The organism is Embleya sp. NPDC050493 (genome assembly GCF_044458105.1).
In the GTDB taxonomy this organism is placed as follows: Bacteria; Actinomycetota; Actinomycetes; order Streptomycetales; family Streptomycetaceae; genus Embleya.
This window is the reverse complement of record NZ_JBITHP010000016.1, coordinates 44,471-64,703: the sequence shown is the minus strand read 5'-3', so window position 1 is coordinate 64,703 and position 20,233 is coordinate 44,471. Positions and strand designations below refer to the sequence as shown.

At 71.1% G+C, this 20,233-nt stretch carries 19 protein-coding genes and 1 pseudogene; 7 read left to right on the top strand and 13 right to left on the bottom strand.

Features of this window, described 5'->3' with window-relative positions; translation table 11 throughout:
• Positions 1–7 precede the first annotated feature (7 nt).
• From ACIBM5_RS27805 to ndhC, 6 genes are read right to left on the bottom strand one after another with little or no spacing between them, the layout of a single operon-like run.
• Positions 8–574 carry an NADH-quinone oxidoreductase subunit J gene (locus tag ACIBM5_RS27805; protein ID WP_391585433.1) on the bottom strand — a complete coding sequence of 189 codons (567 nt, stop codon included), beginning with the start codon at positions 572–574 and terminating at the stop codon, positions 8–10.
• Entirely contained in the window at positions 571–1,125 is a 555-nt protein-coding gene (locus tag ACIBM5_RS27800) for a NuoI/complex I 23 kDa subunit family protein (protein WP_391585434.1), read from the bottom strand. Before ACIBM5_RS27800 ends, ACIBM5_RS27805 begins: the two co-directional genes overlap by 4 nt.
• Positions 1,125–2,081, bottom strand: coding sequence for an NADH-quinone oxidoreductase subunit H (locus ACIBM5_RS27795; protein ID WP_391585435.1), 957 nt, complete (start codon positions 2,079–2,081; stop codon positions 1,125–1,127). The genes ACIBM5_RS27800 and ACIBM5_RS27795 overlap by 1 nt, the downstream gene beginning before the upstream one ends.
• Positions 2,078–3,025: an NADH-quinone oxidoreductase subunit C gene (locus ACIBM5_RS27790; protein ID WP_396009311.1), complete on the bottom strand. Its 948-nt coding sequence runs from the start codon at positions 3,023–3,025 to the stop codon at positions 2,078–2,080. The genes ACIBM5_RS27795 and ACIBM5_RS27790 overlap by 4 nt, the downstream gene beginning before the upstream one ends.
• Positions 3,022–3,624, bottom strand: a complete 603-nt coding sequence (locus ACIBM5_RS27785) for an NADH-quinone oxidoreductase subunit B (RefSeq protein ID WP_391585438.1) — start codon at positions 3,622–3,624, stop codon at positions 3,022–3,024. The genes ACIBM5_RS27790 and ACIBM5_RS27785 overlap by 4 nt, the downstream gene beginning before the upstream one ends.
• Complete coding sequence (ndhC, locus tag ACIBM5_RS27780) at positions 3,615–3,986, bottom strand: NADH-quinone oxidoreductase subunit A (RefSeq protein WP_391585439.1); 372 nt, start codon at positions 3,984–3,986, stop codon at positions 3,615–3,617. Before ndhC ends, ACIBM5_RS27785 begins: the two co-directional genes overlap by 10 nt.
• A 269-nt stretch (positions 3,987–4,255) precedes the next feature.
• On the opposite strand from ndhC, the gene ACIBM5_RS27775 reads away from it, so the two are divergent.
• From ACIBM5_RS27775 to ACIBM5_RS27755, 5 genes and pseudogenes are all read left to right on the top strand, one after another.
• Positions 4,256–5,590, top strand: coding sequence for a sensor histidine kinase (locus ACIBM5_RS27775; protein WP_396009388.1), 1,335 nt, complete (start codon positions 4,256–4,258; stop codon positions 5,588–5,590).
• A 119-nt stretch (positions 5,591–5,709) separates the two neighbouring features.
• Entirely contained in the window at positions 5,710–6,354 is a 645-nt protein-coding gene (locus ACIBM5_RS27770) for a response regulator transcription factor (RefSeq protein ID WP_026217954.1), read from the top strand.
• Between the two features lie 278 nt (positions 6,355–6,632).
• A complete protein-coding gene (locus ACIBM5_RS27765) occupies positions 6,633–8,495 on the top strand; it encodes a 2-oxoacid:acceptor oxidoreductase subunit alpha (RefSeq protein WP_391585440.1) in 1,863 nt (620 codons plus the stop codon).
• Between the two features lie 67 nt (positions 8,496–8,562).
• Complete coding sequence (locus tag ACIBM5_RS27760; protein WP_396009387.1) at positions 8,563–9,558, top strand: 2-oxoacid:ferredoxin oxidoreductase subunit beta; 996 nt, start codon at positions 8,563–8,565, stop codon at positions 9,556–9,558.
• Between the two features lie 122 nt (positions 9,559–9,680).
• Positions 9,681–11,636, top strand: a pseudogene (locus ACIBM5_RS27755) (APC family permease); the annotation flags it as partial.
• A gap of 482 nt (positions 11,637–12,118) precedes the next feature.
• On the opposite strand, the gene zapE reads toward ACIBM5_RS27755, so the two are convergent.
• Positions 12,119–13,243: a cell division protein ZapE gene (zapE, locus tag ACIBM5_RS27750; RefSeq protein ID WP_396009310.1), complete on the bottom strand. Its 1,125-nt coding sequence runs from the start codon at positions 13,241–13,243 to the stop codon at positions 12,119–12,121.
• 381 nt (positions 13,244–13,624) lie between these two features.
• On the opposite strand from zapE, the gene ACIBM5_RS27745 reads away from it, so the two are divergent.
• Positions 13,625–13,966 carry a VOC family protein gene (locus ACIBM5_RS27745; RefSeq protein WP_396009309.1) on the top strand — a complete coding sequence of 114 codons (342 nt, stop codon included), beginning with the start codon at positions 13,625–13,627 and terminating at the stop codon, positions 13,964–13,966.
• A gap of 96 nt (positions 13,967–14,062) precedes the next feature.
• Here the strand turns inward: ACIBM5_RS27745 and ACIBM5_RS27740 are convergent, their stop codons facing one another.
• Together ACIBM5_RS27740 and ACIBM5_RS27735 are read right to left on the bottom strand one after the other, a co-directional pair.
• Positions 14,063–14,536 carry a hypothetical protein gene (locus ACIBM5_RS27740; protein ID WP_396009308.1) on the bottom strand — a complete coding sequence of 158 codons (474 nt, stop codon included), beginning with the start codon at positions 14,534–14,536 and terminating at the stop codon, positions 14,063–14,065.
• Between the two features lie 124 nt (positions 14,537–14,660).
• Entirely contained in the window at positions 14,661–15,167 is a 507-nt protein-coding gene (locus tag ACIBM5_RS27735) for a hypothetical protein (RefSeq protein ID WP_396009307.1), read from the bottom strand.
• Between the two features lie 130 nt (positions 15,168–15,297).
• Between ACIBM5_RS27735 and ACIBM5_RS27730 the strand changes: the two genes are divergently transcribed.
• Positions 15,298–15,918 (top strand): DUF6058 family natural product biosynthesis protein, encoded by a 621-nt coding sequence (locus tag ACIBM5_RS27730; protein WP_396009306.1) that lies wholly within the window; start codon positions 15,298–15,300, stop codon positions 15,916–15,918.
• Between the two features lie 95 nt (positions 15,919–16,013).
• On the opposite strand, the gene ACIBM5_RS27725 is transcribed toward ACIBM5_RS27730, so the two are convergent.
• From ACIBM5_RS27725 to ACIBM5_RS27710, 4 genes are all read right to left on the bottom strand, one after another.
• A complete protein-coding gene (locus ACIBM5_RS27725; protein WP_396009305.1) occupies positions 16,014–16,940 on the bottom strand; it encodes an ABC transporter permease in 927 nt (308 codons plus the stop codon).
• Positions 16,927–17,880, bottom strand: coding sequence for an ATP-binding cassette domain-containing protein (locus ACIBM5_RS27720; protein WP_391585448.1), 954 nt, complete (start codon positions 17,878–17,880; stop codon positions 16,927–16,929). The genes ACIBM5_RS27725 and ACIBM5_RS27720 overlap by 14 nt, the downstream gene beginning before the upstream one ends.
• A complete protein-coding gene (locus tag ACIBM5_RS27715; protein WP_396009304.1) occupies positions 17,877–18,947 on the bottom strand; it encodes an outer membrane lipoprotein carrier protein LolA in 1,071 nt (356 codons plus the stop codon). Before ACIBM5_RS27715 ends, ACIBM5_RS27720 begins: the two co-directional genes overlap by 4 nt.
• 247 nt (positions 18,948–19,194) lie before the next feature.
• A complete protein-coding gene (locus tag ACIBM5_RS27710; RefSeq protein ID WP_396009303.1) occupies positions 19,195–20,205 on the bottom strand; it encodes a polyprenyl synthetase family protein in 1,011 nt (336 codons plus the stop codon).
• Positions 20,206–20,233: the final 28 nt, after the last annotated feature.

Genomic DNA, 20,233 nt, shown 5'->3' with positions numbered 1-20,233 from the left:
CGCGGGGTCAGTCCTTCCGGCCCGAGTGCGCGCGCGAGCGGGAACGGGAGCGGGACAGCACGATGGCGCCGATCAGTGCGGCCAGGAGCAGCACGGACAACACCTCGAACGGCAACACCCACACCTTGAACAGGCTCTGCCCGGTGACCTCGGTGCTGCCCACGGTGTCGTCGCCCAGGTGCAGGTAGGCGGTACGGAACGCGTCCACGATCACGGTGAGCAGGGTCGCGGTGGCGCCCAGCGCGACCACGGCGGCCGGGATCCGGGCGGCGGGGTCGGGCGGTTCGGAGTAGCCGATCGGCGCCTTGGTCAGCATCAGGCCGAACAGCAGCAGCACCACGACCGCGCCGACGTAGATCAGCACCTGGACCCAGGCGATGAACTCGGCGGTGAGCAGCAGGTACTCGGCGGCCAGGCCGCCGAGCGTGACCACCAGCCACAGCGCGGCGTGCACGACCTGGCGGGTGCTCACCACGAGCAGCGCGGAGCCGAGCACGATCAGGCCGATCAGGACGAAGGCGATCTCGGCGCCGGTGGGCGAGAGGAAGCCGTGCTCGGTGGCGGCGAGGTTCACGGGGTCTCCTCCGCTTCCGCTGCGGCGGCCCTGGCCGCCGCAGCGGCCTTCTCCGCCTTCTCGACGGCCTTGCGGGCCTGGATCAGTTCCTTGGGGTCCTCGGCGTGCTCGTCCAGCGCGGGGGGCGGCGGGACGGTCCACATCCACTCGCGCAGCTTGTCCTTCTCGTGCGTGAGTTCGTGGATGTCGCCGGTCGCGTACTCGAACTCCGGCGACCAGAACAGCGCGTCGAACGGGCACACCTCGACGCAGATCCCGCAGTACATGCACAGCGCGAAGTCGATCGCGAAGCGGTCGAGCACGTTGCGGGTGCGGTCGCGAGCGCCGGGTTCGCGGGCGGGCACGACCTCCTTGTGCGAGTCGATGTAGATGCACCAGTCCGGGCATTCGCGCGCGCACAACATGCAGACCGTGCAGTTCTCCTCGAACAGCGCGATCACCCCGCGCGAGCGGGGCGGCAGTTCCGGCAGGACCTCCGGATAGGACTGTGTGACGGACCTCTTGGTGAGGGTCCTGAGGGTCACCGCGAGGCCCTTGGCCAGGCCCTTCATCAGGTCGCCACCTTTACCACGCCGGTCAGGACGAGTTGGCCGAGCGCGAGCGGGACGAGCACCGTCCACGCGAGCTTTTGCAGTTGGTCCTCGCGCAGTCGCGGATAGCTGACCCGCAGCCAGATCACCACGAACGCGAGCACGCCGGTCTTGAGCAGGGTCCACAACCAGCCGACCGAGTCCGACCACGGGCCGTGCCACCCGCCCAGGAACAGCACGGTGGTCAGCGCGCACACGATCAGGATCCCGGCGTACTCGGACAGCAGGAACAGCGCGAAGCGCAGGCCGGAGTACTCGGTGTAGGCGCCGAAGATGATCTCCGAGTCGGCGACCGGCATGTCGAACGGCGGGCGCTGGATCTCGGCCAGGCCGGCGGTGAAGAACACCACGCCGCCGATCGCCTGCCAGGGCAGCCACCACCACTCGAAGCCCTCGACGATCCCGGTCAGCGACACGGTCCCGGCGGCCATCGCGACCGAGGCCGCGGCCAGCAGCATCGGCAGTTCGTACGCCATCAGCTGGGCGGCCGAGCGGATGCCGCCGAGCAGCGAGTACTTGTTGGCCGAGGCCCAGCCGCCCATCAGCGAGCCGAGCACGCCGACGCCCATCACCGCGAGCACGAACACGATGCCGGCGTCGACGGTGCGGCCGACCAGGCCGTTCGGCCCGATCGGGATCGCGATCAGCACCACGAAGTACGGGATCAGCGCGACGGCCGGGGCGAGCTTGAAGACCTTGCGGTCGGCCCCGGCCGGGACGATGTCCTCCTTCTGCGCGAACTTGACGCCGTCGGCGACCAGCTGGGCCCAGCCGTGGAAGGCGCCCGCGTAGATCGGGCCGACCCGCGCCTGCATGTGCGCCATCACCTTGTGCTCGGTCTGCCCGATCAGCAGGGGCAGCACGAGGAAAGCCCCGAGCACGAGAACGAGCCGGAGGCACACGTCGAGGAGACTCACGGGGTGTCCCCTTCGGTGGACGGGTCGGGCGGACCGCTTTCGCGGGGTGTGGGCGCCTCGGGCGGCGAAGCCGACGCGGCGGACTCGGGTTCCTCGGGTGATCCGGCGGGGGGCGCCGGCTCGGGATGCGCGGGCGATTCGGGCTCGACCGCAGGGGTCGCCGGGGTTTGACTCGCCGACCCCTCGGACGCGCTGCGGGTGCGGCGCGCGGGCGGTGCGCCCTCGGCGGCCTGGCTCGCCGAGCCGGCGGAGGCGCTGCGGGTGCGGCGGGCCGGTGGTCCGTCGGTCGCGGCCCGGCCTGCCGAGCCGGCCGCGGCGCCGCGGGCGCGGCGCGGGCGTTCCTCGGCGGCGGCTGCGGCCTCGGCCGCCGCCTCCTCCTTGTGCGGGCCCCACGTCGCCGGATCCGGTACCCCGGGAGGCAGGGTGCGGCGGCGGCCGGGGGCGCGGCCCGGCCCGGCGCCGTGATCGGACTCGCCCGGCTCCTTCGCACCCGGCCATGCCTTGGCCACCCGCGAGGCCAGCACGAACTCCTTGCGCAGCGGGTGTCCCTCGAAGCCGTCCGGCAACAACAGCGGATCCAGGCCCGGGTGGTCGGTGAAGACGATGCCGAACATCTCGTGCGTCTCGCGCTCGTGCCAGCGAGCCCCCGCGTACACGCCGGTCGCGGTCGCGAGCACCGCGGCCTCGCGCGGCACGCGCGTGCGCAGCAACAACCTGGGCCCGGTCGGGATCGCGCACACGTGCGCGACCACGTCGAACCCGTCGGCGAGTTCGTCCACCCCGGTGAGCCAGTCGAAGAACGCGCAGCCGAGCCCGTCCCGCGCGGCGGTCAGGGCGGCGACCCAGTGCTCCGGCGCGACGTCGACGGTGACCAATCCGTACGCGTCCGACACGGCGAGCACCAGGTCCTCGCCCAGGCCCGCGCGGATCTCCTCCGGCGTCATCGGGGATCCCCCGCGGGAGGGGTGGGCGGCGCAACCAGCGGCCGGCCGAGCGCGGCGGCGGGCAGCTTGCGGGCGTACCGCGCGGCCGGGTTCTCCACCGCGATCCGCTCCTGGAGCTTGAGGATCCCCTGGAGCAGCGCCTCCGGCCGCGGCGGGCAGCCGGGCACGTACACGTCCACCGGCACGATCTGGTCGACGCCCTTGGTCACGCAGTACGAATCCCAGTACGGCCCGCCGCAGTTCGCGCAGGATCCGAACGAGATCACGTACTTGGGCTCGGGCATCTGCTCGTACAGCCGCTTGATCGCGGGCGCCATCTTGTCGCTGACCGTCCCGGACACCACCATCAGGTCGGCCTGCCGGGGGCCGGGGGCGAACGGGATCACGCCGAGCCGGATGAAGTCGTGCTTGGCCATCGAGGACGCGATGAACTCGATCGCGCAGCAGGCCAGGCCGAAATTGAATACCCAGAGGGAGTAGCGCCGTCCCCAGTTCAGCACCAGCCGCACCGGGTCCGGCGCGAGCCGGGAGAGCACCCCGAGTCGGGGCGGTGGGAGATCGACCGGTGTGCGCTCCACCGGTGCAGGTGTCAGGTCCATGCGAGCACGCCCTTCCGCCACGCGTACAGCAGTCCGGTGGCCAGGAAGCCGACGAACACGAACATCTCCACCAGGGTCGTGGCGCCGAAGCCCGGCGCGTCGAACACCGTCGCCCAGGGGAACAGGTAGATCACGTCGACCGCGAAGATGACGTACAGATAGGCGTAGAGGTAGTAGCGGATGTGGACCTGTGCCCACCCCACCCCCACCGGATCGACGCCGCACTCGTAGGTCGTGAGCTTCTCGTGCGTGGGCACGCTCGGTCGCAGCAGTCGCCCGCCGGCGAACGCCACCGCGACGAAGGCCGACGCGACGAGAAGCACCAGACCCACGAGCGCGTACGTTCCGTAGTAGCCCTCCACCCGGTGCCCGCCTCCTGATCGACATTGCCCGAACGTTGCGTGGTCGTTGCGTACGTTTGTGGCACGGGAGTCTAGGGGGGTTGCGCCGGACCTGTCCCCGGTGTCCAGTCCGGTCGACCGGCCGGATCGGCGATACCGCTCCCGAGCCGGAGGTGGTAGGGACAACCCCACCCCCAAGACACCGACCCGCGCCATGGGACCCGCCCGGGTCACCCGGCAGAGTTGACCCAACGGATCGGCTTCTCTCCCAGCGAGGCAACTCCATGTCCATGCCCTCACCCGCGACTGCCTACGACGGGTCCACAGGTGATGTCCCGGCCCGAACGCGGCCGGGCATCCTGCGCGCGCCGTTCACGGTGCGCACGTGGACCGACACGATCCATCTGGTACTCAACCTGCCCATCGGCATCGTCGGCTTCACCTATGTCGCGGTGTTCATCGCGCTCGGCGTCGGCCTGACCCCGCTGTGCCTGCTGGGGTTGCCGCTGCTGGCGCTGACCCTGATGGGCAGCCGGGCGTTCGGCCGGGTGGAGCGGGCCCGGGCGAGTGCGCTGCTGGACGAGCACGTACGGGCGCCCGCGCCGCTTCGGCACCGGCCCGGTCCCACCGGGTGGATCAGGTCCGGCCTGACCGACCGGATCGGGTGGCGGGCCAGTCTCTACCTGTTCCTGCAACTGCCCTGGGGCGTCTTCACCTTCGCCGCCACGACGGCGCTGTGGGCGACCTCGCTGAGCGCGATCACCTATCCGCTCACCCAGCCGCTGTATCGCCGGGCCGACATGCCGGGCGCGATGCTCTCCGGCGACGGGCCGCACGAGAGCGGCGCCGACCACTATCTGGCCGGGCCGGGCCCGGTGTCGCTGACCGTGGCGTTGGGCGTGGTGCTGTTCTTCGCGACCCCGTGGCTGGTCCGCGGGATGGCCAACGTGGATCGGGTGATGGTGCGCGGCCTGCTCGGTCCGGCCTTGTTGTCCGAACAGGTACGCGACCTGACCGTGTCCCGGGGGGCCGCCGTCGACACCGCCGCGTCCGACCTGCGCCGGATCGAGCGCGACCTGCACGACGGTGCGCAGGCCAGACTGGTGGCGCTGGCGATGGACCTGGGCATGGCGAAGGAGAACCTGAGCGCGAGTCGGGACACCGAGACCGCGCGGATGGTCTCCTCCGCGCACGACGAGGTCAAGCTCGCCCTCCAGGAGTTGCGCGACCTGGCCCGGGGCATCCACCCCGCGGTGCTCACCGACCGGGGTCTGGACGCGGCGCTGTCCTCGATCGCGGCGCGCTGCACGGTCCCGGTCCGGGTCGAGGTGGACCTGCCCGATCGCCCACCCGCCCCGATCGAGTCGGTCGCCTATTTCTGCGCCTCCGAGCTGCTGACCAACGTCTCCAAGCACGCCCGTGCCTCGCACGCGTGGGTGACGGTGGGCCGGCAGGACGGTCGGATGTACCTGATCGTCGCCGACGACGGTGCGGGCGGCGCCTCGACGGGCAAGGGGTCCGGCCTGGCCGGCCTGATCGAGCGGGTGCGCGGTGTGGACGGCACGCTCACCGTGGACAGCCCCGAGGGCGGGCCCACCCGGGTCACCGTGTGGCTGCCGCTGTGAGGATCCGCCGGACCTGAGATCCGACCCGCCCGCGGTACGCCGCGGCGACTCGAATCCGGAAGACTGTAGCCGCACCCGCTCTCCGGGTGCGGCTACCGGATTTGGGGGATGTGAACGCTGTGCGCGTCGTCATCGCTGAGGATTCCGTACTACTCAGGGACGGTTTGTCCCGCCTGTTGACCGCTCGCGGCCACGAGGTCGTGGGCGAGGTCGGGGACGCCGAGCAACTGGTCGCCGTCGCGGGGCGACTGCGCCCCGACGTCTGCGTCGTGGACGTGCGGATGCCGCCCACGCACACCGACGAGGGCATCCGGGCGGCGGTGCGGATGCGGGCGACCCTGCCCGAGGTGGGCGTGCTCGTCCTGTCACAGTACGTCGAGGAGCAGTACGCGACGGAATTGCTCGCGGGCAACACCAGCGGCGTCGGCTATCTGCTCAAGGACCGGGTCGCCGACGTCGGCGACTTCGTCGCGGCGGTCGAGCGGGTCGCGGGCGGCGGCACCGCGCTCGACCCCGAGGTGGTCTCCCAGCTGCTCGGCCGTTCCCGCAAGCGCGACGTGGTGGAAAAGCTCACACCGCGCGAGCGCGAAGTACTCGGCCTGATGGCCGAGGGACGCACGAATGCGGCGGTCGCACAGGCCCTGGTGGTGTCGGACGGCGCGGTGGAGAAGCACGTCAGCAACATCTTCGGGAAGCTCGGTCTCGCACCCAGTGACACCGATCACAGACGGGTCCTCGCGGTACTCGCGTATCTCGGATCCTGACATCGTAGGGATCGAATTACTGGACCCATGCAATCATCCGGTCGATCGGAGCAGCCGTCCCATACCGGGGCGGACTGTTGTTTTGTTCGGATACAGCCGGATATGCGCCCCCGGTGGGCCATGTCCGAGGCGTGACGCCGCTCACGTCGCGCGCCAGGGCGGATCCTCGCCCGCTCCGGGGGGCGCCACGGCCCCCATCTGTACAGCCGTACGATGAAAACTGCGACATCCGCGCGGTGCGCGGACCAACCGCCGCAGCGCCGAGGAGGTCCTTCCCCGTGACCAAGCAGGTCAAGCAGCTCGACCGGGTAGTGATCCGGTTCGCCGGCGATTCCGGTGACGGAATGCAGCTGACGGGCGACCGTTTCACGTCCGAGACGGCGACGTTCGGAAACGATCTGTCGACCCTTCCCAACTTCCCCGCCGAGATTCGAGCACCCGCGGGCACCCTGCCGGGTGTGTCGAGTTTCCAACTCCACTTCGCCGACCACGACATCCTGACGCCGGGCGACGCCCCGACCGTCCTGGTCGCGATGAACCCGGCCGCGCTCAAGGCCAACATCCGCGACCTGCCGCGCGGGGCCGAGATCATCGTCAACACCGACGAGTTCTCCAAGCGCGCGATGGCCAAGGTCGGCTACGCGACCAGTCCGCTGGACGACGGCTCGCTGGACGCCTACAACGTGCACGCGATCCCGCTGACCACGCTGACGGTCGGCTCGCTGGCCGAGTTCGAGATCTCCAAGAAGGACGCCGAGCGGGCGAAGAACATGTTCGCGCTCGGTCTGCTGTCCTGGCTGTACCACCGGCCGACCGACGCGACCATCGCGTTCCTGCGCAGGAAGTTCGCCAAGCTGCCGGTGATCGCCGAGGCGAACGTGGCGGCGTTCAAAGCGGGTTGGAACTTCGGCGAGACCACCGACGACTTCGCGGTCTCCTACGAGGTGGCCCCGGCCAAGCTGCCCGCCGGGACGTACCGCAACATCACCGGCAACCTCGCGCTGTCCTACGGCCTGGTGGCCGCCGGGCAGCTGTCCGAGCTGCCGGTCTACCTCGGTTCGTACCCGATCACCCCGGCCTCGGACATCCTGCACGAGCTGGCCAAGCACAAGAACTTCGGCGTGCGCACGTTCCAGGCCGAGGACGAGATCGCGGGCATCGGCGCCGCGCTCGGCGCGTCCTTCGGCGGCGCGCTCGGCGTGACCACCACCTCCGGTCCGGGTGTCGCGCTCAAGTCCGAGACGATCGGCCTCGCGGTCTCCCTGGAGCTGCCGCTGCTGATCATCGACGTGCAGCGCGGCGGACCCTCGACCGGTCTGCCGACCAAGACCGAGCAGTCCGACCTGCTCCAGGCCATGTTCGGCCGCAACGGCGAGGCGCCGGTGCCGATCGTGGCCCCGCAGACCCCGTCCGACTGCTTCGCGGCCACCATCGAGGCGGCCCGGATCGCGCTGAAGTACCGCACCCCGGTCTTCCTGCTGTCCGACGGCTACCTGGCCAACGGCTCGGAGCCCTGGCGGCTCCCCGAGACGTCCGAACTGCCGGACCTGCGGGTCGAGTTCGCGACCGAGCCGAACCAGGAGATGCCGGACGGCACCAAGGAGTTCTGGCCGTACAAGCGCGACCCCGAGACGCTGGCCCGCCCGTGGGCGGTGCCCGGCACGCCGGGTCTGGAACACCGCATCGGCGGGATCGAGAAGGCCGACGGGATCGGTTCGATCTCCTACGACCCGGCCAACCACGACCTGATGGTGCGCACCCGGCAGGCCAAGGTGGACGGCATCGCGAACGACATCGAGCCGCTGTGGGTCGACGACGCGACCGGTGACGCCAAGGTGCTCGTGATCGGGTGGGGTTCCACCTACGGTCCGATCGCCGCCGGCGTGCGTCGGGTCCGGGCGGCGGGCGGCAAGGTCGCACAGGCCCACCTGCGCCACCTCAACCCGTTCCCGGCCAACACGGCCGAGGTCCTCAAGTCGTACGACAAGGTGATCGTCCCGGAGATGAACCTGGGTCAGCTCGCCCTGCTCCTGCGCGGGAAGTTCCTCGTGGATGCCATGTCGTACAACCAGGTTCGCGGCCTGCCGTTCAAGTCCGAGGAGCTGGCTCACGTGATCCAGGAAGTGATCGAGAGTGTTTGAGTCTGCGAACGGCGCTGGCGGCTTCCCTTCGCTGTCGCTGATCCCGAAGGCCGACGGCAAGCAGTCCATGAAGGACTTCAAGTCGGACCAGGAGGTGCGCTGGTGCCCGGGTTGCGGGGACTACGCGATCCTGGCGGCGGTGCAGGGCTTCATGCCCGAGCTCGGTCTCCGCAAGGAGAACATCGTGTGGGTGTCGGGCATCGGCTGCTCCAGCCGCTTCCCGTACTACATGAACACGTACGGCATGCACTCGATCCACGGACGTGCCCCGGCCATCGCGACGGGTCTGGCCACCTCGCGCGAGGACCTGTCGGTATGGGTGGTCACCGGTGACGGCGACGCGCTCTCGATCGGCGGCAACCACCTGATCCACGCGCTGCGGCGCAACGTCAACCTGAAGATCCTGCTGTTCAACAACCGGATCTACGGTCTGACCAAGGGTCAGTACTCGCCGACCTCCGAGACCGGCAAGATCACCAAGTCCACCCCGATGGGCTCGCTCGACCACCCGTTCAACCCGCTGTCGGTGGCCATCGGCGCCGAGGCGTCGTTCGTGGCCCGGTCGATCGACTCCGACCGCAAGCACCTGACCTCGGTGCTGCGCGCCGCGGCGGCCCACGAGGGCACCGCGCTGGTGGAGATCTACCAGAACTGCAACATCTTCAACGACGGCGCGTTCGAGCTGCTCAAGGACCCCGACAAGCGCGACGACGTGACCATCCGGCTGGAGCACGGGCAGCCGATCCGGTTCGGCTCGCAGGGCCAGTTCGGCGTCATCCGCGGCGCGCGCGGCTCCCTGGACGTGGCCGAGGTGGCCCAGGTCGGCGAGGACGCGCTGCTGGTGCACGACGCGCACGCGGACAACCCGGAGTTGGCGTTCGCGCTGACCCGGCTGGGTGACCTGACCAGCAACACGCACACCCCCATCGGCGTCTTCCGCGACATCGAGCGCCCGGTCTACGACCGGTTGATGTCGGCGCAGATGGCCGAGGCGGCGAGCAGCGGCGGCGCCGGTGACCTGTCCTCGCTGATCCGGGGCAACGACACCTGGACGATCGATTAGGTAGAGAGTCCGGCGAGACAACGTGGGGCCCGGCGGAGATCGCGTCGGGCCCCACGCGCGTTGCGGCCCCTGTTCGGCCGAGCGCGGGTATGTGCGGCGAGGCGGACGGGCAGCCGAGGGGTATGCAGTCACCCACCGGCCCGCCCGCTCCGCTGAGTGTGGACGTTCGAATTCCCGAGACGGTCGGATACCGCGTCAAGAAGCGACTGCTCGGCCCGCCGCTGGTCGGTTCGCGACTGCGTGGCGAGAAGTTGTCCAATCCGACCGCGCTGGGCGTGCTGGCCTCGGACTGCATCTCCTCCTCGGCGTACGGCACCGAGCAGATGTTGCGTGCGCTGGTGCCCTACATCGGCATTGCCGCCTTCACCCTGCTGCTGCCGGTCACCTACGCGATCCTCGCGGTGCTGCTGTTGCTGACGCTGTCCTACTGGGACGTGGTCGGCCTGTACACCAAGGCCGGCGGCTCGTACATCGTCGCCCGGGACAACTTCGGGCCGCGCGTCGCGCAGGTCGCCTCGGTCGCGCTGCTGATCGACTACGTGGTCACCGTCGCGGTGCAGACGGCGGCCGGCACCGACGCGATCGCCTCGCTGCTGCACCTGGTGTGGGGGAGCGACATCAGCGGCTGGAAGCCGGAGATCTGCGTCGGTGTGGTCGTGGTGCTGTTCTACGGCAACCTGCGCGGGGTCAAGGAGGCCGGGCGGGCGTTCGCGCTGCCGGCGTACCTGTTCATCGGCGCGATGGCGGTCGTGTTCGCGGTCGCGCTGGTGCGCTGGGCGAGCGAGGGCTCGTTGCCGCAGGCGGACGTGCACGCGGCCGGGGCGGTGCCGCTGGGCGATTCGGGCGGCGGATTGCTGTACGGCGCCTCGCTGTTCGTGGTGCTGCGGGCGTTCGCCAACGGCGGGTCCTCGTTGACCGGCCTGGAGGCGCTCTCGAACAGCGTGTCCACCTTCCGCGAACCGCAGGGCCGCAACGCGCGCAAGACCCTCGTGGCGATGTCGCTGGTGCTCGCGGTGCTGGTGCTGGGCATCTCGCTGCTCGCGCGGGCCACCCACGCGCTCCCCTACACGGACGGCGATCCCACGGTGATCGCGCAGGAGGCGCACCTGGTGCTGGGTGGGGGCGTATTCGGTCGGGCCGGGCTGATCTTCGTACAACTGGCCACCGCGCTGATCCTGTACACCGGCGCGAACACGCCGTTCAGCGGCTTCCCGTTCCTGGCCGACTTCGTCGCCGAGGACGCGTTCCTGCCCAAGATGTTGCGCAGGCGCGGACACCGGCTGGCCTTCTCGAACGGGATCATCCTGCTCGCGGTGGCCGCCGTCGCGCTGCTGCTGGTGACCGGGGCGAGTGTGGACTCGCTGGTCGCGCTGTACGCGATCGGCGTGTTCACCGGATTCCTGATGGCCGGTTCGGGGCTGACGAAGCATCACTGGACGCACCGCAGCGGCCGATGGCAGGCCGGGGTCGCGGTGAACGCGCTCGCGGCGGTGGTCTCCGGCGTGGTGGTGCTGATCTTCGCGATCACCAAGTTCACCGAGGGCGCGTGGCTGGTGGTGGCGCTCTTCCCGCTGGGCGTGTGGGCGTTGATCGGGGTCAACCGGCGCTACCGGGAGGAGGCGGCGGCGCTCGCGGCGGCACCGGCCACGGCGGACTTCGGCCTTCGGGACCGCTCGGTGGTGGTGGTGCTGGTCGACTCGCTCGACGTCGCGGTGCTCGAGGCGGTGCGCTATGCCCGCGCCCTGCGGGCCGACGACCTGCGCGCGGCGCACTTCGTGCTGGACAGCCGGCATGCCAGGGTGCTGCGCAAACGCTGGGAGGCGAGTCGCGCCGCCGACATCCCGCTGGAGCTGATCGAGTGCCCGGATCGGCGGCTCGCCCGCGCGGTGCTGGAATTGGCCGCGCGGGAGGTGGCGGACGGCGCGTCCGGGATCACCGTGCTGCTGCCTCGGCACACCTATCCGCCGGTGATCGGCCGCCTCCTGCACGGCCGGACCACCGACTCGATCGCGTCCGCACTGACCCGGGTGCCGCACGCGATCGCCACCATCGTGCCGTTCGACATGGCCGCGGCGATGGCGCATCGACCGCCCGCCTCCGCCGACTCGGCGGCCAGGTGTGTGCCCCGGCTGTTGCCGGCGAGGGACGCGGAACCCGAGCCGATCATCCCCACGACCGGGCCCGCCTCGGTGGCCGAGCTCAAGTGGCGGCAGCGGGCCGAGGTGGTCGGCCGGGTCCGATCGGTCTCCCCGTCGCCGGAGACCGCCCGACCGGCCCTGGAGGTCGAGCTGTACGACCGCACCGGCGGCCTTCGGCTGCTCTTCCACGGCCGCCGGCACCTCGCCGGCGTGGAACCGGGCCGCCGAATGCGGGTCAAGGGCGTGGTCGGCGAGGCCGAGGGCCACTTGGCGATGTCGGATCCGAACTACGAACTGCTTCCGGAGGACGACTGAGGTCGGGTGGGAACGGGCCGGCTCGGGTGAGGTCGGGTGAGAACGGGCGAGGTCTGTGAGACCGGCGAGCTCGGGTGAGGCCGCCCGCGGACGACTCGACCGCCGAATCAGGATGTGCTCGACGACTGCGACGTGCTCTCGGGAGCGTCGGACCGGCCCACGCGACGGAGCAGGCCGAGTCGGCTGGCGGTGCGGGCGATGTCGGTCGGCAGGTCGTCGCCGGCGAGGAGTTCGGCCAGGGGGTGGTCGCTGCACAGGAAGAGTCGTACGTCGGCGTCGCAGCAGACGTCGACCAGGTTCACGAAGCGCTGCCGGGCCTCGGCGGTCGCGGTCTTCAGCGGCGGCAGCCCGCCGATCACCCACGTCGGATACGTCTCGGCGAGCACGAGATAGTCGAGCGGCGAGGTACGGCCCTCGCACAGCGCGGCGAACCCGCCCCACAGTTCCCCCGACCGGGCCGCCTCGACCGCCAGGTCGCGGCGGTTCACCCGCAGCGTGACCGCCTCGTCGGGGATGGGCGGCAGCAGACCCTGGCCGCGCAACTGCTCGGGGTCGCCGGGCCACAACACCGCGCCCCGACCGAACCCGGTGACCACGGTCCCGGCCCGGGGCAGGGCCCGATAGTCCTGCGGACCGGCCACGGTGACCACGGCCATCCGCTCCTCGATCTCGCGGATCGTCGGCTCGAACAGGTGGTGGTGGAGCGGATCGGGCAGCAGTCCGGCGGGCGGATAGTTGGACGTGCAGACCAGGACGACGCCGCGTGCGTGCACCTCCCGCAGCAGCCGGGTCACCAGCATCGCGTCGCCCGGGTCGTGCACGTGGAACTCGTCGAAGCACAACAGGTCCACGTCGCCGACCAACTCGGAGACCGCCGCGTCGACGGCGCTGTGCTCGGGGCCGTGGTCGTCGCGGTGCCGGTCGACCGCCTCGTGCAGACGGCGGAAGAAGGCATGGAAGTGCACCCTGGTGCGACGCTCGGCGGGCAGCGGTACGGCCGCGAAGAACGCGTCGAGCAGCCAGGTCTTGCCCCGGCCGACCGGGCCCCACAGGTAGAGCCCCGCGGCCGGCCGGCGGCGGAACGGGCCGTGCCCGCGCCCTCGGCTCAGTGCCACGCCGAGCTCGGCGAGCCGATCGACGGCCTCTTCCTGGGCCGAATCGAGCACGAAACCGCGCGCGTTCGCAGCTTCGTGGAAGTGGCCTCGCATCGTCTCGACCGTCGTTCGCCCCATGATCGGGATCCTAGGGCGCGTGTTCGCGGGCCTCGCCGGTGGTCGAGACCGGGGCCGGGGCCGGGTGACCTCGGGCCGCGTCGGGGCCGTGCTCGCGTCGGGCGTGGCCGGTCGATTCGGCACGGCGCCTTGTTACGCAGTTACGCAATCACTTCAATCCAGCGACGTGTCATCGGCCCGGACGGGTATCGCGTGGTACTCGACCTCGACATGGAACCGGCCGTTGGCCCCCGATCCGGCGGTCATTACACCCGGCCCTCCCTCTCCCCGAGGCAACGTCTTCAGCGTAGTTACGGGTCCGACCCCGCAGCACCCCTCCCGATCCGGTTCACCCGATCGGGCAGCGGTGGGGAATCGAAGACGGGTCCTAGGCTCTCGCGTATGCGCATAGACCTGCATCAGATCGTCGTGGATGCCCGGGAGCCGGGGGTGTTGGTCCGGTTCTGGGCCGGGTTGTTGGGTGGGGAGCCGGTGGATCGGGAGCGGGGTTGGTCGCACGTCGAACCGCCCGGCTCGGCGCGGATGGCGTTCCAGCCGGTGTCGCAGGACAAGGCCGGGAAGAACCGGCTGCATCTGGACCTGCGGGTGGCCGACCTGGACGCGGCGGTGGCGCTGGCGATCTCCCTCGGGGCGAGTGCGCGCGGACCCGTGGTCACCGACGATCAGGGGTCGTTCCGGGTGATGCTCGATCCGGAGGGCAACGAGTTCTGCTTCGTCGGTTGACGTGACGACGGGTCGGCTCGCACGGGGAGTCGGCGGGACACGGTCGCCGTTCCCCGCGAGCCGACCCGTCGGTCGTCGCGGTTGTCGCCGGGCCGGTCAGGCGGCCGTCACGACCGCTTCGCGGGCGAGCACGCGCGGCGTGGCCTTCGGGCTCTTCTTCGCGAAGATCACCAGCCGCATGAAGGCGAACCGGCCGATGCCGGCGAGGCCGGAGGCCGAGAGGTAGACCGCCTGCTCGACCAGGACGCCGGCGTTCGGCTCGATCGCGCGCAGGATCAGCATCGCGGCCGTGGTGAACAGGTAGCAGACCAACACCGTCAGCGCCGCCTTGACGTGGTCGCTCTTGCCGGGCTTGTCCCGGCCGAAGGTGAACCGGCTGTGCAGCTCGGTCGCGATCAGCGTCGAGCCCACCGTCACCAGCGCGTTGGCGGCGGCGAACGGCACGTGGCCGGACAGCAGGACCAGCGTCGCGCTGCTCGCGAGGCCGACACCGCCGCCGCAGACGACGAAGCGGACGAAGGAGCCGATCACTCCGGGTGCCTTGGCGGTGGTGGTGCTCGTGGTGTCCATGTCCAAGAGCATCCGCCGCACCGCCGGCAGCCCCCGCACAGACCGCTGACCAACCCCACAACCCGCTGTCAGCGCCGGCCCCGACTCCCGCCGGCCTGTCAGCGTACGCCTGTGACCTGGGCATTCACCCGAAGTTCCAGTCTGCCGGCAGCTCCGCTTCGCAACACGCACAGACGAAGTCGCCCTCCTTGACCACGTTGCGCTCACCGCACTCCGGGCACCGACGGAAGACGAACTCGTGGGTGAAGCCCTCGGGGTGCGCCACCCCGATCCGCGCGAGTGCCGCAGCCACCGCCGGCCACGAGCCCGGCTCCGGGCAGTAGCCGGTCGACTGGTTGCCGACCTCGACCACCGCCCACGCCCCGGCCTCGATCCCGAACGCGATCTCCCCCGCGCCGAGCACCCGCTCGCCACCCGCGCAGGCCACATGCTCACTGCGCCGCGGCGCGAGCCGCAACACCCCGTCCAGCCCCACCACATACGTGAAAGGCTCGTCGTGCTTCCGCGTCTCGACCCAGGTCGCGAAGTCGGCCGCCGATCGGATCGGCCGGCCCGCGGTATCGGCCCGCACGACCTCGGCCCGGATGTCCGCCGGTCCGACATACCCGTACTCGCGCATGGAGGCACTCACCTCACCACTGTGGCAGGTCGGCCCCGGGTAGCACTCGGACGCTTCGGTGCACGGCGAAGGGTCGGGGGTCTAGCGTCCGGGGCGTACGACGGAGGGCCTTCGGCGACGGGGGCGGAGTGGGAGGTGGGCGATGGCGGGGCAGCGTGCCGAGGGGGCGGCGGTGCGGGCCGTGGCGGCGCGGTTTCGGGAGGTCAACGGGGACCATGCGATGACGCCGGCGGACGACGCGTACGTGAATCGGCAGTTCGTCGAGCTGGGCGCACTGTGCCGGCAGGTCGGGCGCGATCCGCACGAGGTACGCGAACTGATGTCGGCCCGGTTGTTGCCGCTGCCCTCCTATCTGCGCTCGGACGGCGCCGAGATGGTGCCCGCCGACCTGTTCGCCCTCGCCGACGCGGCCGGCGGCCCGGATCGGCTGCGGGCCTGGTTCGTTGGGCACTGGTCCGATCCGGACGAGGGCGAACAGGAGTGGGACGCCTACCTCAGCGGCCGATACGTCTGCCTGCACACGGTGTCCCCGGCCACCATCCGCCGCAAGGGCGAACTGGTCGCCGCGATCGAGGCCGCCCTGGCCGCGGCCGACTCGGACTCCCCCGCACCGGCCGCCACCCTGTCCGCCCTGGTCGACGAACTCGACGCCCTGATGCCGGACTTCACCGACTACGACCGCCTGCGCTTCGGCGGCCCCGTCTCCCGGGACACCCACATCACCGCCCTGCGCACCCATCGACCGCCGATCGGCGCGCAGTGACGACCGGGGTGCGTCGACGACGGTCGCTCGACGCACCCGAGAAGCCGTACGTGCCCCCGCCGCGACGTCGCCGCCCGTGCCCTGGCCGGTTCGGCTCACGTGGTGATGTCGCGCTCCGTCATCCGGGCCCAGGCCGCCGCACCGAAGATGGCCGTGTACGCCGTCTGGATACCGAGGTTGCGGATGATCTCGTCGGTCGGGATCGGGTTCCGCAGCAGGTCGCCGAAGCTCATCCAGCCGTCGGTGAACAACCACGGGTGCAGCGCCGACAACTGCGGGATGCCGGTCAGGATCGCGGTCACGATGACCACGCCGACCGTGGTGGCCATCGCCGCCACCGGCACCGTGGTCAGCGTCGAGACGAACAAGCCGATCGCCGCGAGGCCCACCAGCGAGGCCGCCACGCACAGCGCGATCAACAACGCCCGCCAGGACGCCTCGCCCATCGAGATGGTGTCGCCGGTCAGCAGTGGCACGTCGCCCATCGGGAACAGCGCGGCGCCCACCACCAGCGCGGACAGCGCGACCGTGAGCGTCGCGGCCAGGCAGAACGCCAGCACACCGGCGAACTTCACCACCAGCAACCGGGTGCGGCCGGCCGGCGCGACCAGCAGATAGCGCAGCGTCCCCGCGTGCGCCTCGCCCGCGATCGAGTCGCCCGCCACCACGCCGACCGTCATCGGCAGGAAGAACGGCAGCGCGGCGGCCAGGGACGCGAACACCAGGAACAACCCGTTGCCGGTCACCTGGTTCACGAAGTCCATCGACCCGCCGCCACCGCCCCCGCCCGAGGAGTGGCCGTCGTGGAAGTAGCGCAGCGCCACCCCGAGGACGACCGGTACGACGGCCAGGAAGCCCAACATGGCGGCCGTGCGCGGGCGCAGGAAGACCAGGCGCAACTCGCTGCGCATCAGCCCGCGCAGCCGCGGCGCCCGCTCGGACCCGAACGTCTCGTTCGCCGCCGAGTACCGGAACGCGGGCGACAGGACACCCGTCTTGGGCAGTGCGTCAGTCGGTGACATCGAAGCCTTCTCCGGTCAGGGCGACGAACGCGTCCTCCAGGGACGGTCGTGCCAGGGTGAACGAACGCACGCGCACGTCGGCGCGGACCAGCGCCGCGCAGACCTCGTCGGGCTCCAGCGGCGCCGGGTCGGCCTCGACGCCGTCGCGGGTGGTGACGATGTCGGTCGCGCCGAGCCTGTCCAGCACCACGACCGCCGCCTCCGCGTCGGGAGTCGTGACGACCAGCCGGGCCCGGGTACCGGCGCGCAGGGATTCCACCGTGCCCTGGGTGATCAGCCTGCCGTGGCTCATCACCGCCACGTCCGTGCACACCTGCTCGATCTCGTCCAACAGGTGCGAGGACAGGAACACCGTCGTGCCGTCCGCGGCCAACCCGCGGATCAGCGCCCGGATCTCACGCATCCCCTGCGGGTCCAGGCCGTTGGTCGGCTCGTCGAGCACCAGCAGGTCGCGCGGTCGCAGCAGCGCGGACGCGATGCCCAGCCGCTGCTTCATGCCCAGCGAGTAGGCCCGCGCCTTGCGGCCGGCCACCGCCGTCAGGCCGACCTTGGCCAGCGCCTCGTCCACCCGGGCGGCGCGGGTGCGCGAGTCCGAGGTGGGGTCGGCGGCGTCCAGTCGGTCCAGGTTCTGCCGACCCGTCAGGAAGCCGTAGTGGGCCGGGCCTTCGATCAGCGCGCCGACCCTGGGCAACACCTGCCCGACGGCCCCGGGCATGGGGCCGTCGAGCAGGGTGACCGAACCGCCGGTCGGCCGGATCAGGCCGAGCAGCATCCGGATGGTCGTGGTCTTGCCGGAACCGTTGGGCCCGAGGAACCCGAAGACGGAGCCGGCCGGCACGGTCAGGTCGAGTCCGTCCACGGCGAGCCGGTCCCGGCCGTAGCGCTTGGACAGCCCCTCGGTACGGATCGCGGCGGTGCCGACCGCCGTGGACGCGGTCATCGCTGTGCCGCGATCCGCTGGAGCGTGTCGGCGTCGACCGCGCCGGCGAAGACCCGGCCCGAGTCGGTGCTCAGCACGTTCACCAGACGCGTGTTGATCAGCGTCCCGCCCGGAACCGGCTTGCCCAGCTTGCCCAACAGCCGGGTGGCGTCCTTGGCGTCGCCGCCGGCGGGCAGTTCGACCACGGTCGCCCAGCCCTCACCGAGCAGGCCCGGGTCGGCATGCCCCCCGGTCGGCGCCGCCGGCGTGCTCGGCGTGCCGGGTGCCTGGGGCCGTGCCTCGTTCGGTGCCACCTCCTTGACCTGCGCCCCGGCCGGCGGCTTGAAGTCGAAGGTGCCGGCCGCGGGCTTGTCGTACGAGATCTGCTCGAAGCCGATGTCGATCGCGGGCTTGCCGCCCTTGACGGTGTCCACCGTCACCCGCAGTGGCACCCCGGTCTTCGCGTCCACGAACACCGTCGCGGCGGCGATCAGGCTGCCCTGGGCCCTGGGTGCGAAGCGCAGCTTGTAGACATCGTGCCCGGCGACCCGGCCGGTCCCGTCGGCCCGCACGTCGGTGGTCGGGCCGACCAGGTCGAGCAGTTGCCGGGCCACGTCCTGCGGCGTGGTCGGCACCAGCGAGGCGACGTCGGGCCGGCCCCGGTCGACCGTGCCGTGCGTCACCGCGTGCGCGCGGCTGTCGTAGGTCCACACGTCGCGGCCGTTGTGGATGACGTTGTACTCGGCCAGGTCGGACATGAGGCCGATGCGCTGCCGGTCCGGGCCGTCCAGGGCCACCTGGAGCCTGTTGGTACCGGACAGCAGTGCCTGCGGGCCGTTGCCGCCTGCCTTGCCGGGCAGGGCGGGCAGACCCAGGTCGGTGTCGATGCGGACGGTGCCGGTGAGCGCGTCGGCCCGGGCGGCGGCCACCTTGGCGACGAGTTGGTCGGCGGTCTGCTCCGGTAGCCCCGGATGCGAGTCGTCGGCGAATGCGGTCGGGCCGAATGTCACGGCACCGACGGTTGCCGCCGCGATCGCGGCCGGCACCGCGAAGCGCCACGGAACAAAACGGCGGGTGGTGCGAGTCATGGAGCTTGCCCCCTGATTCGAGTGTCGAATGCGACACCACAAGGGGATCATCGGGACCGGCCACTCGGCGTCCGCCGAACGTCACCGGAAAACGTCCACCTCAAGACGTGCGGTACGCCCGAGCACAGGACTTGATGGTGACTCGCCACCCCATTCGCTACTCCCGAGGGAGCAGCCGCCGAGCACTCCCGCAGAAGGCCGCGGCCCGCCCACCCGGGGTCACGGGTGGGCGGGCCGGCACCGAAAACTACGCGCTACGCTCCACGACCAGCTCGCACAGCGAGGCCAACGCCTGCTTCGCACTGCACTCCGGCAGCGGCGCCAGGACCTCCCGAGCGGCTTCGGCATAGCGCCGAGTGTCCTCGCGGGCCTTCGCCAGCGCCGGATGCCCGCGCAGCAGCGAAAGCGCCTCCGCGTGCTCGTCGTCGTCCGTGATCGGCCCGTCCAGCAGTTCGAGCAGGTGTCGGTCGGCCGCCGGCGACGAACCGGTCACCCCCGCCCGCAGGTGCAGCACCGGCAGCGTGGGCACGCCCTCGCGCAGGTCGGTACCCGGCGTCTTGCCGGACTCGGTCGACTCGCTGGCGATGTCGAGCACGTCGTCGGCCAGTTGGAACGCGACGCCGAACCGCTCGCCGTACCGGGTCAGGATGTCCACCACGTGCTCGTCCGCACCCGCGAACATCGCGCCGAACTGGCCGGATGCCGCGATCAGCGAGCCGGTCTTGTCCGCCATCACCGACAGGTAGTGCTCGACCGGGTCGTCGCCCGGCCCCGGGCCGACCGTCTCGCGGATCTGACCGGTCACCAGCCGGGCGAAGGCCCGAGCCTGGATCCGCACCGCCTCGTTGCCCAGATCGGCGACGATCTCCGAGGCCCGGGCGAACAGGAAGTCGCCGGTCAGGATCGCCACCGAGTTGTCCCACCGGGAGTTGGCGCTGGGTGCGCCGCGCCGCAGCGGGGCCTCGTCCATCACGTCGTCGTGGTACAGCGTCGCCAGGTGGGTCAGTTCGCACACCACCGCCGCCGGCACCACGCCCGGCGCCTGCCAGTCGCCGAATTGGGCGGCGAGCAGCACCAGCAGAGGCCGGAACCGCTTGCCGCCCGCCTCGACCAGATGCCGCGAGGTCTGCGTCAGGTAGGGGAACTCGCTCTTGGTGGCCGCCAGGAGCTCCTGCTCCACGGCGGCCATCCCCGCCCTGATCTCGGCGTCGAGAGTCTCGTCCGTGACGCTCAGCCCGAAGGGCCCCACGATCGCCATGACGGTTCTCTCCTGTCGATCACGCAGA

What these genes read in the sequence shown, in the direction of transcription:
- ACIBM5_RS27800 (WP_391585434.1), bottom strand. Translation starts at nt 1,125, where the DNA reads ATGAAGGGCCTGGCCAAGGGCCTCGCGGTGACCCTCAGGACCCTCACC.
- ACIBM5_RS27790 (WP_396009311.1), bottom strand. Translation starts at nt 3,025, where the DNA reads ATGACGCCGGAGGAGATCCGCGCGGGCCTGGGCGAGGACCTGGTGCTC.
- ACIBM5_RS27785 (WP_391585438.1), bottom strand. Translation starts at nt 3,624, where the DNA reads ATGGACCTGACACCTGCACCGGTGGAGCGCACACCGGTCGATCTCCCA.
- ACIBM5_RS27775 (WP_396009388.1), top strand. Translation starts at nt 4,256, where the DNA reads ATGCCCTCACCCGCGACTGCCTACGACGGGTCCACAGGTGATGTCCCG.
- ACIBM5_RS27760 (WP_396009387.1), top strand. Translation starts at nt 8,563, where the DNA reads ATGAAGGACTTCAAGTCGGACCAGGAGGTGCGCTGGTGCCCGGGTTGC.
- zapE (WP_396009310.1), bottom strand. Translation starts at nt 13,243, where the DNA reads ATGGGGCGAACGACGGTCGAGACGATGCGAGGCCACTTCCACGAAGCT.
- ACIBM5_RS27745 (WP_396009309.1), top strand. Translation starts at nt 13,625, where the DNA reads ATGCGCATAGACCTGCATCAGATCGTCGTGGATGCCCGGGAGCCGGGG.
- ACIBM5_RS27740 (WP_396009308.1), bottom strand. Translation starts at nt 14,536, where the DNA reads ATGGACACCACGAGCACCACCACCGCCAAGGCACCCGGAGTGATCGGC.
- ACIBM5_RS27730 (WP_396009306.1), top strand. Translation starts at nt 15,298, where the DNA reads ATGGCGGGGCAGCGTGCCGAGGGGGCGGCGGTGCGGGCCGTGGCGGCG.
- ACIBM5_RS27725 (WP_396009305.1), bottom strand. Translation starts at nt 16,940, where the DNA reads ATGTCACCGACTGACGCACTGCCCAAGACGGGTGTCCTGTCGCCCGCG.
- ACIBM5_RS27720 (WP_391585448.1), bottom strand. Translation starts at nt 17,880, where the DNA reads ATGACCGCGTCCACGGCGGTCGGCACCGCCGCGATCCGTACCGAGGGG.
- ACIBM5_RS27715 (WP_396009304.1), bottom strand. Translation starts at nt 18,947, where the DNA reads ATGACTCGCACCACCCGCCGTTTTGTTCCGTGGCGCTTCGCGGTGCCG.
- ACIBM5_RS27710 (WP_396009303.1), bottom strand. Translation starts at nt 20,205, where the DNA reads ATGGCGATCGTGGGGCCCTTCGGGCTGAGCGTCACGGACGAGACTCTC.